We start from the raw sequence: 15007 nt of genomic DNA, 5'->3' as shown, positions 1-15007 counted from the left end.
GTCAGGCCTGCTGACGGATAACAATCAGGTTTGCACAAACTGCATTTGGGTTCCCGCCAGCTCCACCAAATCACCATTTTTCAGGGATATGGGGTCTGTTCCAATAGGCGTTCCATTCAAGGTGGGATTGCCAGCCCCCTCCACATGATGCACCACGTAGCCATGCTGTCGACGGGTGATTGCAGCGACCGCAACACCCGGCTTGCCAATCGTGGTGACCACCTTGGTCAGAGGGACCTCACGGCCAGAAGCTGCACCCGACAACACTTTGATCGCCGCGTGAAACGCACCGAGCCCCATCGAGTCCCCAGCCGCAGTGGGGTACCCCGATGCGGGAGCACTTGAGGGTGCGACCATGGGGCGCGCACGCACCACCATGGTTTTGTCAAAATTCTCAGCAGCACCGTCGCCAACAAACTTGATTTTGTACTTCCCAATTTCAATACCGTCACCGTTTTGCAATTGCTGCTTCTTCACGGCCTTGCCATTGATGTAGGTACCATTCGTGCTGTTAAGGTCTTCCAGGAATACCTCTCCACCTGTCATGAGCAATACAGCATGCTCACCACTTACAGCCAAGTTATCGATAACGATATCGTTGTAGGGACGGCGCCCCAGGGTCGTGCGGTCCTTCGTAAGCTGAACTTCCTTGATCACGACCTCATCGATCGAAACGATCATCTTCGGCATGATCGACTCCTTTTTCTGTAATTGGTTTGTGGAAAATCCCAGTACTCTACTTCCCTAGCAGCCTGGCAAACAAACCCCGCCGCTCCGCTGCCTCGCTTACCGAGACCATCAACACCGAAATATTGTCTCGACCGCCATTCTCGTTGGCGGCAGCAATCAATAAATCTGCTTTTTGGTCCAAGGCCACGCTCTCGCTTACGATTCTAGCGATTAGTTCATCGGCGACCATATCTGATAAGCCGTCTGAGCACATAAGATACAAGTCGCCTGGCTCGACCACGTACTCGTTGACATCCAGTGCAACTGCATCCTCAACACCCAAAGCGCGCGTCACCAAATTCTTGATGGAAGAGTTCGCAGCTTGCTCGGTGGAGATAAGGCCCGCATCAATTTGCTCCTGCAGCAAAGAGTGATCCTTGGTGATCTGACTCAGGACACCGGCGCGTAAACGGTAGCATCGCGAGTCTCCGATGTGCCCCAACAGCAGGCGATCGTCCCGAAACACCCCGACCACCAGTGTCGTCCCCATACCTGCATATGCCGCATTGGCGTTGGCAGAGTTGAAAATCGCCATGTTGGCGTTATCGACACATATTTCCATCGCCCGCCGCACCTCTTTTGCCTGCGCGGTGGCCCCCGCGACCGTCAACCAGCGACTGAGCTCCGACTTGATGAAGGCCGTGGCCATTCCACTGGCAATTTCACCGGCGTTATATCCACCCATGCCATCGGCCAACACCGCGACCTTCGCAGTTTCCTCAAAAGCGACCGAATCCTCGTTGTTATCTCGGGTCCGACCAGGGTCTGTTTGGGCGCAAAACTGGTACATCATGGGTGCTGTCAAATTTCTATATCGGTAGAGCCGGACGATGGGCGCGCGTCCACGCGGGCTACTGTTTGCACGACGGTGCGGTCATACGCAGCGGCTACATTCGGATTCGTTGCTGCAAAATCGGTAGGGCTCGCAGAACCGCCCCCAACAACCGGCGCTCCTTGCACAACCGGTGGTACGGTAGAAGCAGACAGGGCACCACGCAAATCCAGCGCAACTTGTGCACCATCCTGGTAACGCAACTCCGGCCGTTTGTGCAGCATCAAGGCGACTATGCTCGCCAAGGCTTCAGGCAACTCTGGGCGAACCACCCGCACATCGGGGGCTTCCTCATTTGCAATTTTGAACATCAACTCTGCCATGGAGTCGCCGCGAAAGGGAAGTACCCCCGTCAGCAACTGAAAAAGCATCACGCCCAAAGAGTACAAGTCAGAGCGCCCATCCACTTTTTTCCCCGCCAACTGCTCAGGCGACATAAAACTGGGCGTCCCCAAAACCAGGCCGGTTTTGGTCTTACTGGAGTCTGTGATGCGAGCGATTCCGAAATCAGTCACCTTCACCGAGTCACTTTCACGCTCGTACATGATGTTGGCTGGCTTGATGTCGCGGTGGACCACCATCTGCCTGTGGGCATAGTCCAAAGCCTCTGCCACTCTTGCAACAATGCTGACAACCAAAGGAACCGGCAATAGATTGCCGCCTTTGCAGTATTCGACCAGATCGCGCCCTTTCAGAAACTCCATGGCGATATAAGCCAAATCATGTTCTTCACCGGCATCAAAAATCGTAACGATATTCTGGTGTTGTAAACGTCCAGCTGTCTCCGCCTCACGGAAAAACCGCTCACGCGCATCCACCAACTCTTCGCCTGCAAACTCCTGGCTCAGAGCCATGGTTTTGATGGCCACCACCCGGCCAATCTTGGGATCTTTGCCGAGGTACACCACGCCCATGGCACCCTTGCCAAGTTCTTTTTCCACTTGGTAGCGCCCCAGCATGGGTTTTTCTACTGCGCCGCCATCCAAAAGCATGGTGCCCCCCGGGTGCCCAGCACTGCCAAGAATGACTGTTTCCGAGAGGTTTTTGGCCCGACTCAGTTTGGCCTTGATATCTTTATAACCAGCATCAAAAGCCGCCATGTGCTCGTACACAGACTCAGCTTTGTTGAATTGGCGTTTGCGTTCAAAGTCCAGCGCCAAACTGTACAAATTGCCCATCACAGCATCCCCCATGGGGACGCGGCGAAAGCGATCGAATGCCATATCCAACTGCCCCTGGCCCTGGAGCGCCAAGCCCATCATCCGGTTGGTTTCTGCCGATTCTTCGTCCGCTTTGACCTTGCCTGCCTCTGTCATCAAAAACCGTTTGGTCGTTAATGCCAAGTGGCCCAACACCAGCACAGCAGCCGGGAAAACCAATTGAACCCAGGTCGCCGCACCCGACAACAGCCCAAACTCCATCAGCAACAGCGCGACAAAGCCACCAAGTGTTAACGAGGCTGCGGTACCCGCCCCCAACCTGGGCAAAGCCCACACAATATATGCTGCCACCAACAAAAAGGCCCCAAGGCTGGCCCACACCGCCCAAACAGGCTGAACAATAAAATGCTCGCTCAAAATGCTGGAAGTGATGTGTGCGATTGTCTCGGCAGGTGACAACGATGAATACCCTGGCACCGGAAACTGCACGCCCACACCTGCGGCAGTCGCGCCAATGATCACAATTTTGTCTGCGTACTTGCTGGCCGGAATTTTCCCGGTCAAGACATCGTAAAAAGAATCTACCGCGAACGCTGGTTTGCCTTCTCGTCCCTTGTAGAACTGGGGCAACATCAAGGCGACATCATTTGTTTTGACCTGCAGTCGTCCGACTTGCACGGATTCGCCTGCATTCAAGCGGATATCTGCGGCATTCAAATTCAAACTATTCACGGCCGCCAACAGCGCCATCGATGGAATCGCCTTCCCGTAGAAATTCACCAGCAAGGGCTCAAGGCGCACAGCCCCATCCACATCTGGAAACTGGTTCAGGTGGCCAATGCCTGCAGCAACGTTGCCCAGCGCTTCTAGCGGCTGCTGACCACGCTGCGCCAGGATGGAGTAGCCTCTGTTTTCATCGATGGCACTTTTCGCCGCATACGGCGGCAAAGGTTCATCCGGACGCCCTTGCGGTTCCCCCAGAACGTACACAGAAGGCAATATCACATTGCCCGCTGCTTGCACACTGGCCACCAGCTTGGCATCGGTATCCAGGGCTTGCTCTGCTTCCGCGATAAGTTGTACCAACTGTGCATTGGGAGCACCACCATCCGCGGGTGCATTCACAGCAGTCTTCATTTTGCGGATGTATTGCAAGCCTGGGTCGACCTGCGGTTCGATGAAGAACGCGGTGTGCGCAATCGTCTTGGCTTTGGCAGCCGCAAGTTGATCAATCAGTTTGGCATGCACATCTCTTGGCCATGGCCAACGCCCAATATTGGCAATGCTCTGGTCATCGATGGCAATTACTGCGATGCGGTCAGAGGGCTGACGCGCGGTACTTGTACTGGCGAAGTCGTAGAAACGGCGCTCCAGGGTTCCAACAAAATCGGTCGCCACGTGCAAAGCGATGGCCACAAGCACCACGGCTATGCCGGCAAACCAGTCGGTACGCCAAAACACCTGCAACTTTGAAGAACGTTTCGCCACCCATCCCCCTCACCCTGAGTCAGGCCAATTTCATCAGCCGAACACACGCCACATCCTTCCCAGACGGGGAGGCTCTTAATTTGTAACAGTATCAGACAGCACGCCCTTTCACAAGGCGATAAAGCCTGCTGCCCGGCGCTTTTTTGACAAGTGGAACACCAGTGCGATGAGCGGAGGCGCCTGCCCTCAAGTACTGCTTGGCACCCGTTTGCGGCTAACGTAACCCAAGGCATACACCAACACCGCGCCAGCAACACCCAGACCATAGCTCCACACGGTCGTTTGTGGCAAAACCTCTTTCATGGCCGGATCACCATGGGCCATGGTGCCCGCGATCCAACCCAAAAGCATGCCACCCACCGTAATGATGAAGGGGAAACGGTCCATCAATTTAAGGACCAACTGGCTGCCCCAGATGATGATGGGAATACTCACCAGCAAACCAAAAATTACCAAAGACAACTGGTGACCACTACCGGCCCCCGTGGCTGCACCAGCGATCGCAATCACGTTATCCACACTCATCACCAAGTCGGCCACGATGACAGTTTTGACCGCAGCCCACAGTTTGTCGCTCCCCTGGATATTGGAATGTTCATCCTCATCATGGGGTGCCAATAACTTGACACCGATCCACAGCAACAAGGCTGCGCCAACCAGCTTCAGGTAAGGAATCTGCAACAAGGTCAGCGCAAAAGCAATCAGCACCACACGCAACACAATCGCACCGGCGGTCCCCCACAGAATGCCCTTGAGACGCTGGTGGGCAGGCAATTTGCGACATGCGAGCGCAATCACCACGGCGTTGTCACCACCCAACAAAATGTCGATCATGATGATTTGACCGACGGCAATCCAGAAATGCGCTGTGAGAAATTCTTCCACGGTAGTCCTTGTGCGGAGTGTGTTACCCCAAAATGCGAAAGCCGGATTGTCACTCAGGACATCCGGCTTGTGTGAAGGTCAGCGTACCAACCTTGCCCCTAGCACCACGCTTACAGCATGGCCTTGAGCAGTTTGGCCATTTCAGAGGGATTGCGTGTGACCTTGAAGCCGCACTCTTCCATGACAGCCAGCTTGGCATCGGCGGTGTCTGCACCACCAGAGATCAAGGCGCCAGCGTGGCCCATGCGCTTTCCTGGGGGCGCTGTCACACCAGCGATAAATCCCACGATCGGCTTCTTCATGTTCAGCTTGCACCAACGGGCGGCTTCGGCTTCATCGGGTCCGCCGATTTCACCAATCATGATGACGGCGTCGGTATCGGGATCGTCATTGAAGGCCTTCATCACGTCGATGTGCTTCAAGCCGTTGATGGGGTCACCACCAATGCCAACCGCGCTGGACTGGCCCAGACCGATCTCGGTCAGTTGCGCCACCGCTTCATAGGTCAGCGTACCGGAACGGGACACCACACCGATGCGGCCCTTGCGATGGATGTGGCCGGGCATGATGCCGATCTTGATTTCGTCAGGCGTGATCAAGCCAGGGCAGTTGGGTCCGAGCAACAGCGTGCGCTTGCCACCAGCAGCTTCCTTGGCCTTCATCTTGTTGCGCACTTCCAGCATGTCGCGCACGGGAATGCCTTCGGTAATGCAGATCGCCAAGTCCAGATCGGCTTCGACAGCCTCCCAGATGGCAGCAGCAGCGCCGGCGGGCGGCACATAGATCACCGACACGGTGGCGCCAGTATCGCTGGCCGCTTCCTTGACGGAGGCGTAGATTGGGATGTTGAAGATGGACTCGCCAGCCTTCTTGGGGTTCACGCCAGCCACAAAGCAGTTTTTGCCGTTTGCGTATTCCTGGCACTTTTCAGTGTGGAATTGGCCGGTCTTGCCGGTGATACCCTGGGTGATGACTTTGGTGTCTTTGTTGATAAAGATCGACATGGTGTTTCCTTAGCGGGCTTTGACGGCTGCGACAACTTTTTCGGCCGCTTCGGCCATGCTGTCGGCGCTGATGATGGGCAAGCCGGACTCGGCCAGCATCTTTTTGCCCAGGTCTTCGTTGGTGCCCTTCATGCGCACCACCAGCGGCACGGACAGGTTCACGGCCTTGCAGGCGGTGATCACGCCGGTGGCGATGGTGTCGCACTTCATGATGCCGCCGAAGATGTTGACCATGATGGCCTCGACCTTGGGGTTCTTCAACATGATCTTGAAGGCTTCGGTCACCTTCTCGGGGGTGGCTCCGCCGCCCACGTCCAGGAAGTTGGCAGGCTCAGCACCATACAGCTTGATGGTGTCCATGGTGGCCATGGCCAAACCAGCGCCGTTCACCAGGCAACCGATGTTGCCGTCCAGACTGATGTAAGCCAGGTCGAACTTGGAAGCTTCCACTTCGGCAGCGTCTTCTTCGTCCAGATCGCGGTAGGCCACGATTTCGGGGTGGCGGAACAGCGCGTTGGGGTCAAAGTTGAACTTGGCGTCCAAGGCCATCAAATTGCCCTTGGAGTCGCAGTTCAGCGGGTTGATTTCCACCAGCGACGCATCGGTGTCCATGTAGCACTTGTAGATCTTGGCGAAGATGTCTACGGCCTGGTCGATAGAAGCGCCGGTCAGGCCAATGGCTGCGGCCACTTTCTTGCTCTGCTCGGTCGTGATACCGGTCAGAGGATCGATCATCTCGGTCACGATCTTTTCAGGCGTGGAATGGGCCACTTCCTCGATGTCCATGCCACCTTCGCTCGACGCGATCAGGGCCACCTTCTGCGTAGCGCGATCGGTCACCAGCGACACATACAGTTCATTCTTGATGTCGGCGCCGTCTTCGATGTAGAGGCGGCGTACCTTTTGGCCTTCGGGGCCAGTCTGGTGCGTCTTGAGCTGCATGCCCAAAATTTCGCCAGCCAGGCGTTTGACGTCGTCGATGGACTTGGCCACCTTCACGCCACCGCCCTTGCCGCGTCCACCTGCGTGGATTTGTGCCTTGACAACCCAAACTGGGCCGCCAAGTTTCTGGGCAGCTTCCACCGCCTCTTGCACTGTGAAAGCGGGGATGCCGCGGGGCACCGGCACACCGAACTGGCGCAAGATTTCCTTGCCTTGGTACTCGTGAATCTTCATGACGTCTCTCTCTGGACTGGACAATTTTCACCATGCCGCAACATGAAATTGCGAGTGCATGGCACTGGACACATCAGCCTGCGACTGTATCATGGTGCGATGCACAATACTTGTGCGAGGCTTACAACGCTGTGAGCCTGCAAGGCTCGACCACCCCCGCGGGGCCTACATTTCCCCTTTGTTGAAGAATGGCACATCGGATGAAAAAGATCTTTATTGACGGCGAAGCTGGCACCACCGGACTGCAAATTCGGGAGCGCCTGCAGGCCATGCCGCAGATCGAACTTCTCAGCATAGACCCGGCCCTGCGCAAAGACCCGCAGGCCAAGCGCGCGCTGGTGGCGCAGGCTGACCTGGTGGTGCTGTGCCTGCATGATGACGCCGCCTTCGAAACCGTGGCCATGGTGGACGGCCTGGAGAAAGAAACCGGCCACCCGGGCCCGCGCATCATCGACGCCTCCACCGCACACCGTACCGCCGCGGGCTGGGTTTACGGTTTTCCTGAACTGGCCCCAGGCCAGCGCGAGGCCGTGGCGAATGCCCGCCGTGTGAGCAACCCGGGCTGTTACGCCACCGGAGCAATTGCACTGATCCGCCCGCTGGTAGATGCAGGCCTGCTGCCTGCCGATTTCCCCGTTTGCCTGCCCTCGGTGAGTGGCTATTCGGGTGGCGGTCGCACCATGATCGAGGCCTACGAGCAAGGCACGGGCGCGCCCTACGAGCTGTACGCCCTGGGCCTCAAGCACAAGCACATCCCTGAAATCATGCAGTACGGGGGCCTGACACGGCGCCCGCTGTTTGTGCCATCGGTGGGCAATTTCAAACAAGGCATGCTGGTGCAACTGCCCCTGCATCTGGACACCTTGCCTGGCCAGCCCAGCGCGCAAGACCTGAACAAGGCGCTGGCCCAGCACTATGCGGGCAGCACCTGGGTGACCGTGGAGCCCGTCACACCCGACCTCAAACTGGATGCTGCAGCGCTGGCCGACACCAACCAACTGGAATTGCGCGTGTTTGCCAATGACGCGGCCAAAGACGGCTTTGCCCATGCCGTGTTGGTGGCTCGCCTCGACAACCTGGGCAAGGGTGCCAGCGGCGCAGCCGTGCAGAACCTGCAATTGATGCTGGGCCTGGAAGGTTAAGCCCCCACGCTCCGCCGCTGCGCGGGTCGCTGGCCCCCAAGGGGGACCAATTTGCCTTGGGGGGCCCGGCGGCAAATTGCCCTAATCTTCGTCCGCGCCCGACACCACCTTGTGGATGGTGTCGCCGCCAAAGCCGCGACTGGCCAGAAAGCGCATCTGCTTGCCGCGCTCGGCCGCATCAGCGGGCTGGCGGCCAAACTTCTTGCGCCAGATCTCGCGGGCGCGCTCCAGTTCACTGGCGCGCAGGGCCTGCACCGCTTCGGCCACGGCCTGCGGCTCCAGCCCTTTGGCCTGCAGCTCTTGCTTGATGCGCGAAGCACCCAGCTTGCTGGCCCGCCGATGCACCACCGACTCCAGCACCCGCGCCTCGTTGATAAACCCCTTGGCCTGCAGAGCGTCCAGCACCTTGGCCACAGCGCCGGGCTCTTCCTCGTACTGCGCCAGCTTGCGCTCCAGCTCGGCCCGGGAATGCTCCCGGGTGCTGAGCAGGCGCAAGGCACGGCCGGTCAAGGATGGCGTTTGTATTGCTCCTGATTTCATAGCTGCTTGCGCAGTATCCATAAGGGTTAAAGGCCAATTTACTCAGATTTTTCGGCCTTGTCGCCCTTCTTCCCCTTGGTCTTGACCTCGGGTTCGGCCACGGGCAGCAAGGGGATACCCAGGCCTTCGCGCACCTTGTTTTCGATCTCTACCGACAGGGCCGGGTTTTCACGCAGGAACTCCCGCGCGTTGTCACGGCCCTGACCGATTTTTTCGCCCTGGTAGGCGTACCAGGCACCAGACTTTTCCAGAATGCCGGCCGTCACGCCCATGTCGATGATTTCACCGTGGCGGCTGATGCCCTCGCCGAACAGGATGTCGAACTCGGCCGTCTTGAACGGGGGCGCCACCTTGTTCTTCACCACCTTGACCTTGGTTTCGTTGCCGATCGCGTCCTCGCCCTTCTTGATGGTGCCGGTGCGGCGGATGTCCAGGCGCACCGAGGCGTAGAACTTCAGCGCGTTGCCGCCGGTAGTCGTTTCGGGGCTGCCGAACATCACGCCAATCTTCATGCGAATCTGGTTGATGAAGATGACCATGCAGTTGGTCTTCTTGATATGGGCGGTGAGCTTGCGCAGGGCCTGGCTCATCAGGCGGGCCTGCAGACCGGGCAAGCTGTCACCCATTTCGCCTTCCAGTTCGGCCTTGGGTGTCAACGCCGCCACCGAGTCCACGATGATCAGATCGACCGCGCCGGAGCGCACCAGGCTGTCCACAATTTCCAGCGCCTGCTCACCGGTGTCGGGCTGGGAGATCAGCAGGTCTTGCAGGTTCACGCCCAGCTTTTGGGCGTACTGCACGTCCAGCGCATGCTCGGCGTCCACAAAGGCGCACTGGCCGCCCTGCTTTTGCATTTCGGCAATCACCTGCAGCGTCAGCGTGGTCTTGCCGGATGACTCCGGACCGTAGATTTCGACGACACGCCCCCGGGGCAGACCGCCTACGCCCAGCGCAATGTCCAGCCCCAAGGAGCCGGTGGAGACGACCTGGATGTCCTCGATCACCTCGCCCTCGCCCAAGCGCATGATGGTGCCCTTGCCGAACTGCTTTTCGATCTGGGCCAGGGCCACCTGCAGGGCCTTGGCCTTTTCGGCGTTGCCACCATTGGTGTTGTTGGGGTTCTTGACGGGTGCGTCCATGAGAAATCTCCTTGAAAATCAATGGGTTGGTGCGCCGCAGCCATCTGGATTTAACAACAGGCTGGATGCTTGAACAGTAGTTTAAGCGGCACATTAAAAACCTCAAACACATTTTTTAATCAGTTTGCATTACCATTTAGCCGTGCCTGACTCCCTCCCCATCCCGAATGACACCTGGCGGCAAAACCACTTGGGCCACTGGCTGCGCCTGGCGCTGGAGCGCTTTGACGCACGGGTGCTGGAGCTGATGGCGCACCACCCCGGTGTGCCACTGGGGCTGTCCAATCTGGCCGAGCGCGGGCAGGTGGGCGCGGCCCACATCCACATCACGCGGCACCTGGCAGTAGAAGGTTTGCGCCTGACTGATCTGGCCCAGCGTGCCGGCATGAGCAAGCAGGCCATGGGCACGCTGGTGACCCAGTGCGAGGCCTGGGGCATGGTGACGCGCAAAGACGACCCGGCCGATGCGCGCGCGCGGCACGTTCAGTTCACGGCCATCGGCCTGGCCTGGCTGGGGGCCTACCGGGAAGCGGTGGCTCAGGCCGAAGACGAGCTGCGCCAAGCCGTCAGCGCCGAAGTCGCCACCGTGGTGGCCCTGGGCCTGGAGGCCTACAGCGGGCGGTAGCGGCGTCGCCACTGCCACGCCAGGGGGCGTGCAGGGCGCGCGCCTAGAATGGCAAAAACACCGCAGCAACGCGCTGCCCGAGCGAGGAGACAACCCATGCGAATACTCATAGCCGAAGACGACCAGGTCCTGGCCGACGGCCTGCTGCGCGCCCTGCGCAGTGCGGGCGCCGCTGTGGACCACGTGGCCAGTGGCACCGAAGCTGATGCCGCGCTGATGACCAACACCGAGTTCGATCTGCTGATCCTGGACCTGGGCCTGCCCAAGATGCACGGGCTGGAGGTGCTGAAGAAACTGCGCGCCCGCGGCTCTTCGCTGCCGGTGCTCATCCTCACCGCAGCCGACAGCGTGGACGAGCGCGTCAAGGGCCTGGACTACGGCGCTGACGACTACATGGCCAAACCCTTCAGCCTGCAAGAGCTGGAAGCCCGTGTGCGTGCCCTGGTGCGCCGTGGCATGGGCGCCACCAGCGCCAGCATCAAACACGGGCCGCTGACCTACGACCAGGCCGGCCGCGTGGCCACCATCGACGGCAAAATGGTGGAGCTGTCTGCCCGTGAATTGGGCCTGCTGGAAGTGCTGCTGCAGCGCGCCGGCCGCCTGGTCAGCAAGGACCAGTTGGTGGAGCGCCTGTGCGAGTGGGGCGAAGAGGTGAGCAACAACGCCATCGAGGTCTACATCCACCGCCTGCGCAAGAAGATCGAGAAGGGCCCCATCCGCATCGCCACCGTGCGGGGCCTGGGTTATTGCCTGGAAAAGATCGCCCCCTGAATAAATGCTATGTTTTTCATAGCTTTTCACGCATATTTCACGGCGCCTAAGCCCCTATTTGGCTTGAAAAACACACCTTGCCGATGAAGCTTTTCCAGCGCGAGCAACGCAGCCTGTTCGGAGAAATCCTGGACTGGATGCTCACGCCCCTGCTGCTGCTGTGGCCAGTCAGCCTGGTACTGACCTGGCTGGTGGCCCAAGGCATTGCCGGCAAACCGTTTGACCGCTCGCTCGAATACAACGTGGGCGCATTGGCCCAGCTCATCACCATCAACAAAAGTCACGCCCAGTTTGTATTGCCGCTGCCCGCACGGGAACTGCTGCGTGCCGACGATGCCGACACCGTGTATTACCAGGTGCTGGGTACCCAAGGCGAATACCTGAGCGGTGAAAAAGAGCTGCCCCTCCCGCCTGAGGACGAACGGCTGCCGCCCGGCGAAGTCCGCATGCGGGATGTGGAGTTCAAGGGCGTGGACCTGAAGGTGGCCTACATGTGGGTCAAGCTGGACCTGCCCCAGGGCAAACCCGCGCTGGTGCAGGTGGCCGAAACCATGGACAAACGCTCGGTGCTGGCCACCGAGATCGTCAAGGGCGTGATGCTGCCGCAGTTCGTCATCCTGCCGCTGGCGGTGCTGCTGGTCTGGCTGGCGCTGGTACAGGCCATCAAGCCGCTCAACAGCCTGGAGGAGCGCATCCGTGCGCGCAGCCCGGACGACCTGAGCCCGCTGGATGTGGAAGCCGTGCCGCTGGAGGTCGTGCCACTGGTGTCCTCGGTGAACGACCTGCTGATGCGCCTGAAGGACTCCATCGCCACGCAAAAACGCTTCCTGGCCGATGCGGCGCACCAGCTCAAAACGCCGCTGGCCGGGCTGCGCATGCAGGCCGACCTGGCCCAACGCCAGGGCGCCAGCGCCGAAGACCTCAAACAGTCCCTGCGACAAATCGGCCGCTCCAGCATCCGCGCCACCCACACCGTGAACCAGCTGCTGGCGCTGGCCCGCGCCGAGAGCAGTGGCGCCGTGCTCAGTCACCAGCCCTGCGATCTGGCACGCCTGACCATGGACGTGGTGCGCGACTGCGTGCCACGGGCCATGGACAAACACATCGACCTCGGGTTTGAGGGCGTGCAACCCGGCACCGATGGCGTGAGCCTGTCGGGCAACCCGACACTGCTGAAGGAAATGGTGCGCAATTTGGTGGACAACGCCATCAACTACACCCCCAGCAGCGCCGAAAAACCGGGCGTGATCACCGCCCGCGTGCTGCTGGACCCGTTCAGCAAGGCATTGGTGTTGCAAGTGGAGGACTCAGGCCCCGGCATCCCCGTAGCGGAGCGCGAGCTGGTGTTCCAGCCGTTTTACCGCGCACTGGGCAACGAGGCCGACGGTTCCGGGCTGGGCCTGCCCATCGTGCTGGAAATTGCCCGCCAGCACCACGCCACCATTTCGGTCGAAGACGCCAAACCCGGCGCCGCCATGCCGGGTGCCAGCTTTACGCTGCGCTTTCACCAGCGGCCAGACAGCGCCTAAGCGGGCCGCAACGCCGCGGTCAAGGGCAGTTTTTCAGGGGCTTGCCGGCCAAAGCCGGCTTCAGGTCTGCCAATTTGGCACGCAACATCTCGGTCAGGGCAGGCAGCTTGAGCACACTGGCCGTGCCGGCTTCGCGCTCTTGCACCACTTTGGCAGTACGAATGCCCTTGGGTGCCAGACGTGCCAGCTCGGCCTTGGCCGCAGCCTCGGTCTCAAAACCGCCCAAGGACAGGCCGATCTCCAGCGCAGGGGTGCTGACACTGTCCGACTTGATGCCCATGCCATGGAGCTCCGCCCGCTTCTTGGCCTGCAGCTCAGCCGTGGCGTACTTGCCCATGTAGACGATCCACTGGGCCGCCACCTTGGCCTCCTCCAGCTGCCAGGACCCCGAGGGCAGGGCAGACTCCAGCGCCTTGCGCAAGGTCGCCGCCTGGGCGTCATCAAAAGGCCCGGCCTGCAGGCACTCCTTGGGCGCCAGATCGGCCTGCACCTGGGCCTCCACGCGCTTGATCTCGCTGGCGCTGAGCAGCTTGATGCTCTCAGGCCTGATTTGCTGGGCCATGCGCTGCGGCTCGTTGACCGGCGCGGGGGCAAACCCATAGGCACGCAGCAGGCCATGGCTCCAGGCGAAAAACAGGCCGTTGGCAAGCAGCAAAACCAGGACTAGCAAACGCAACATAAGGTCAGGGCACCGTGGCAGGGGGCGCAGGCCGCACACTGACCTCCGCACTGTTAATTTTGAGCAAACCCTGGTCAGTATGCACCAGCAGCGCGCCGCTGGCATCCACGCCGCGGGCGGTGCCGCCCACGCCATCGCTGCACACCACCAGCTGGCCATACAGCAGGTCACGCAAGTGGAAAGCCGGGCGCAAAGGTGCAAAACCCTCCGCCGCAAACCGCTGCACCGCCCGGGCTAGCGGCAGGGCCACACGCGCCAGCACATCCGGGGCCGTGGCCTCGGGCCACAGCTCCTGCAAGGCCGCAGGCGGGGTGCGCAGGTCGGTGGCATCGCGGCGGGCGATATTGATGCCCACGCCGATCACGGCAAAACGCACATCGCCCACACTGGCGGTTTCGATCAGGATGCCGGCCAGCTTGCGCTGCTGCAGCCACACGTCGTTGGGCCATTTCAGGCGCAGCTCCGGGTGCAGGCTTTCCACCACGGCCAGCCCCACGGCCAAGGACAGGCCCGACCAATCCGCGGGCGCCAGAGGCACCCCCAGCGAGAATGTCAGCGTGCCACCCAGGCCCTGCACATCACTTTTCCAGTCGCGCCCCAGGCGGCCGCGGCCCGCGGTCTGGCGCTCGGCCACCAGCAGCACCGGGTCCAGCTGCCCCGCACGTGCGCGGCGCATCAGCTCGGTGTTGGTGGAGTCCACCTCTGGCAGGATCTCCACCGAAAAGGTCGGCCACAGGGGGCTGATGGCCTCCCAGATCGCTTCGGCAGGCCAGCGTACTGTCATTTCTTGGGGGACAGGAGTGTGCCTCGGCAGTTCTTGCTGCCGCACCAGCAGGGGTACTCCGCCTTGAGCTTCTTGGTGTAGCGCTCGTCGATGATCAGGCCGTAGTCGTAATTCAGCTCTTCACCGGCCTTGATGTTGCGCAGCGCCTTGATGAACACACGGCCCTCCACCTCGTCAGCCTCGCAGTTGCCGTCGCACGAATGGTTGATCCAGCGCGAGGAGTTGCCGCCATACAGCGCGTCGATCACGTTGCCGTCTTCCAGCGAGAAGTAGAAGGTGTGGTTGGGGTCCTTGGGGTCGTGGGGGTGGCGGTCTTGCGCCTCCTGCCAGCTGATGACCTCGCCCACATACTCGATGATGGTTTCGCCCTCGGCGATGTCCTGCACTGCAAACACGCCTTTGCCGTGGACCCCGGAGCGCCGCGCCTGGATGCGTCGGTTATTGGCAGGGGTGGAGGAAATCACTGGGGTTTTTGCCACGGGTCGAAAATTTGGTATGGTGAATCGTATGGGCGCGCATGTGTG

General features: G+C 60.2%; 14 protein-coding genes and 1 pseudogene. 4 read left to right on the top strand and 11 right to left on the bottom strand.

Annotation, left to right across the window (positions count from 1 at the left end; all coding sequences use genetic code 11):
• Positions 1-24: 24 nt before the first annotated feature.
• The 6 genes from AC3WS7_RS05645 to sucC form a co-directional block, all read right to left on the bottom strand.
• Positions 25-690 (bottom strand): FHA domain-containing protein, encoded by a 666-nt coding sequence (locus AC3WS7_RS05645; RefSeq protein ID WP_492655680.1) that lies wholly within the window; start codon positions 688-690, stop codon positions 25-27.
• Positions 691-736: 46 nt separating this feature from the next.
• Positions 737-1522, bottom strand: coding sequence for a Stp1/IreP family PP2C-type Ser/Thr phosphatase (locus AC3WS7_RS05640; protein ID WP_492655679.1), 786 nt, complete (start codon positions 1520-1522; stop codon positions 737-739).
• An 8-nt stretch (positions 1523-1530) separates the two neighbouring features.
• Positions 1531-4209 carry a CHASE2 domain-containing serine/threonine-protein kinase gene (locus AC3WS7_RS05635; protein WP_492655678.1) on the bottom strand — a complete coding sequence of 893 codons (2679 nt, stop codon included), beginning with the start codon at positions 4207-4209 and terminating at the stop codon, positions 1531-1533.
• A 186-nt stretch (positions 4210-4395) separates the two neighbouring features.
• Entirely contained in the window at positions 4396-5094 is a 699-nt protein-coding gene (locus tag AC3WS7_RS05630) for a TerC family protein (RefSeq protein WP_492655677.1), read from the bottom strand.
• 110 nt (positions 5095-5204) lie between these two features.
• Positions 5205-6098, bottom strand: coding sequence for a succinate--CoA ligase subunit alpha (gene sucD / locus AC3WS7_RS05625; protein WP_296464996.1), 894 nt, complete (start codon positions 6096-6098; stop codon positions 5205-5207).
• Between the two features lie 9 nt (positions 6099-6107).
• Entirely contained in the window at positions 6108-7274 is a 1167-nt protein-coding gene (sucC, locus tag AC3WS7_RS05620) for an ADP-forming succinate--CoA ligase subunit beta (RefSeq protein ID WP_296464998.1), read from the bottom strand.
• Positions 7275-7474: 200 nt separating this feature from the next.
• Here sucC and argC point away from each other — a divergent pair, with 200 nt between their 5' ends.
• On the top strand, positions 7475-8416 hold the full coding sequence (gene argC, locus AC3WS7_RS05615) for an N-acetyl-gamma-glutamyl-phosphate reductase (RefSeq protein WP_492655676.1): 942 nt from the start codon (positions 7475-7477) through the stop codon (positions 8414-8416).
• Between the two features lie 81 nt (positions 8417-8497).
• On the opposite strand, the gene recX is transcribed toward argC, so the two are convergent.
• Both recX and recA read right to left on the bottom strand, forming a co-directional pair.
• The gene (gene recX, locus AC3WS7_RS05610) at positions 8498-8977 is read right to left on the bottom strand and encodes a recombination regulator RecX (RefSeq protein ID WP_492655675.1); all 480 of its coding nucleotides are present in this window, start codon (positions 8975-8977) and stop codon (positions 8498-8500) included.
• 17 nt (positions 8978-8994) lie between these two features.
• Positions 8995-10095 carry a recombinase RecA gene (recA, locus tag AC3WS7_RS05605; protein WP_492655674.1) on the bottom strand — a complete coding sequence of 367 codons (1101 nt, stop codon included), beginning with the start codon at positions 10093-10095 and terminating at the stop codon, positions 8995-8997.
• A 142-nt stretch (positions 10096-10237) separates the two neighbouring features.
• On the opposite strand from recA, the gene AC3WS7_RS05600 reads away from it, so the two are divergent.
• The 3 genes from AC3WS7_RS05600 to AC3WS7_RS05590 all read left to right on the top strand — a co-directional run bounded on the left by AC3WS7_RS05600 (position 10238) and on the right by AC3WS7_RS05590 (position 13020).
• Positions 10238-10720: a MarR family winged helix-turn-helix transcriptional regulator gene (locus AC3WS7_RS05600; protein WP_492655673.1), complete on the top strand. Its 483-nt coding sequence runs from the start codon at positions 10238-10240 to the stop codon at positions 10718-10720.
• Between the two features lie 96 nt (positions 10721-10816).
• Positions 10817-11491, top strand: a complete 675-nt coding sequence (locus tag AC3WS7_RS05595; protein WP_094481361.1) for a response regulator — start codon at positions 10817-10819, stop codon at positions 11489-11491.
• Between the two features lie 83 nt (positions 11492-11574).
• Entirely contained in the window at positions 11575-13020 is a 1446-nt protein-coding gene (locus AC3WS7_RS05590) for a sensor histidine kinase (protein WP_296465312.1), read from the top strand.
• 19 nt (positions 13021-13039) lie between these two features.
• On the opposite strand, the gene AC3WS7_RS05585 is transcribed toward AC3WS7_RS05590, so the two are convergent.
• The 3 genes and pseudogenes from AC3WS7_RS05585 to AC3WS7_RS05575 all read right to left on the bottom strand — a co-directional run.
• A complete protein-coding gene (locus AC3WS7_RS05585; protein ID WP_492655672.1) occupies positions 13040-13699 on the bottom strand; it encodes an SPOR domain-containing protein in 660 nt (219 codons plus the stop codon).
• A gap of 4 nt (positions 13700-13703) precedes the next feature.
• A complete protein-coding gene (locus AC3WS7_RS05580; RefSeq protein ID WP_492655671.1) occupies positions 13704-14483 on the bottom strand; it encodes a biotin--[acetyl-CoA-carboxylase] ligase in 780 nt (259 codons plus the stop codon).
• Positions 14483-14962: pseudogene (locus AC3WS7_RS05575) on the bottom strand (SET domain-containing protein); the annotation flags it as partial. The gene AC3WS7_RS05580 and the pseudogene AC3WS7_RS05575, both read right to left, overlap by 1 nt.
• Positions 14963-15007: the final 45 nt, after the last annotated feature.

Source organism: Rhodoferax sp. EU05-FHT12H12 (assembly GCF_058791215.1).
Note: the sequence above shows the minus strand (reverse complement) of the source record. Positions and strands in the feature narration are given on the sequence as shown.

What these genes read in the sequence shown, in the direction of transcription:
- AC3WS7_RS05645 (WP_492655680.1), bottom strand. Translation starts at nt 690, where the DNA reads ATGCCGAAGATGATCGTTTCGATCGATGAGGTCGTGATCAAGGAAGTT.
- AC3WS7_RS05640 (WP_492655679.1), bottom strand. Translation starts at nt 1,522, where the DNA reads ATGATGTACCAGTTTTGCGCCCAAACAGACCCTGGTCGGACCCGAGAT.
- sucD (WP_296464996.1), bottom strand. Translation starts at nt 6,098, where the DNA reads ATGTCGATCTTTATCAACAAAGACACCAAAGTCATCACCCAGGGTATC.
- sucC (WP_296464998.1), bottom strand. Translation starts at nt 7,274, where the DNA reads ATGAAGATTCACGAGTACCAAGGCAAGGAAATCTTGCGCCAGTTCGGT.
- argC (WP_492655676.1), top strand. Translation starts at nt 7,475, where the DNA reads ATGAAAAAGATCTTTATTGACGGCGAAGCTGGCACCACCGGACTGCAA.
- recX (WP_492655675.1), bottom strand. Translation starts at nt 8,977, where the DNA reads ATGGATACTGCGCAAGCAGCTATGAAATCAGGAGCAATACAAACGCCA.
- recA (WP_492655674.1), bottom strand. Translation starts at nt 10,095, where the DNA reads ATGGACGCACCCGTCAAGAACCCCAACAACACCAATGGTGGCAACGCC.
- AC3WS7_RS05595 (WP_094481361.1), top strand. Translation starts at nt 10,817, where the DNA reads ATGCGAATACTCATAGCCGAAGACGACCAGGTCCTGGCCGACGGCCTG.
- AC3WS7_RS05590 (WP_296465312.1), top strand. Translation starts at nt 11,575, where the DNA reads ATGAAGCTTTTCCAGCGCGAGCAACGCAGCCTGTTCGGAGAAATCCTG.
- AC3WS7_RS05585 (WP_492655672.1), bottom strand. Translation starts at nt 13,699, where the DNA reads ATGTTGCGTTTGCTAGTCCTGGTTTTGCTGCTTGCCAACGGCCTGTTT.
- AC3WS7_RS05580 (WP_492655671.1), bottom strand. Translation starts at nt 14,483, where the DNA reads ATGACAGTACGCTGGCCTGCCGAAGCGATCTGGGAGGCCATCAGCCCC.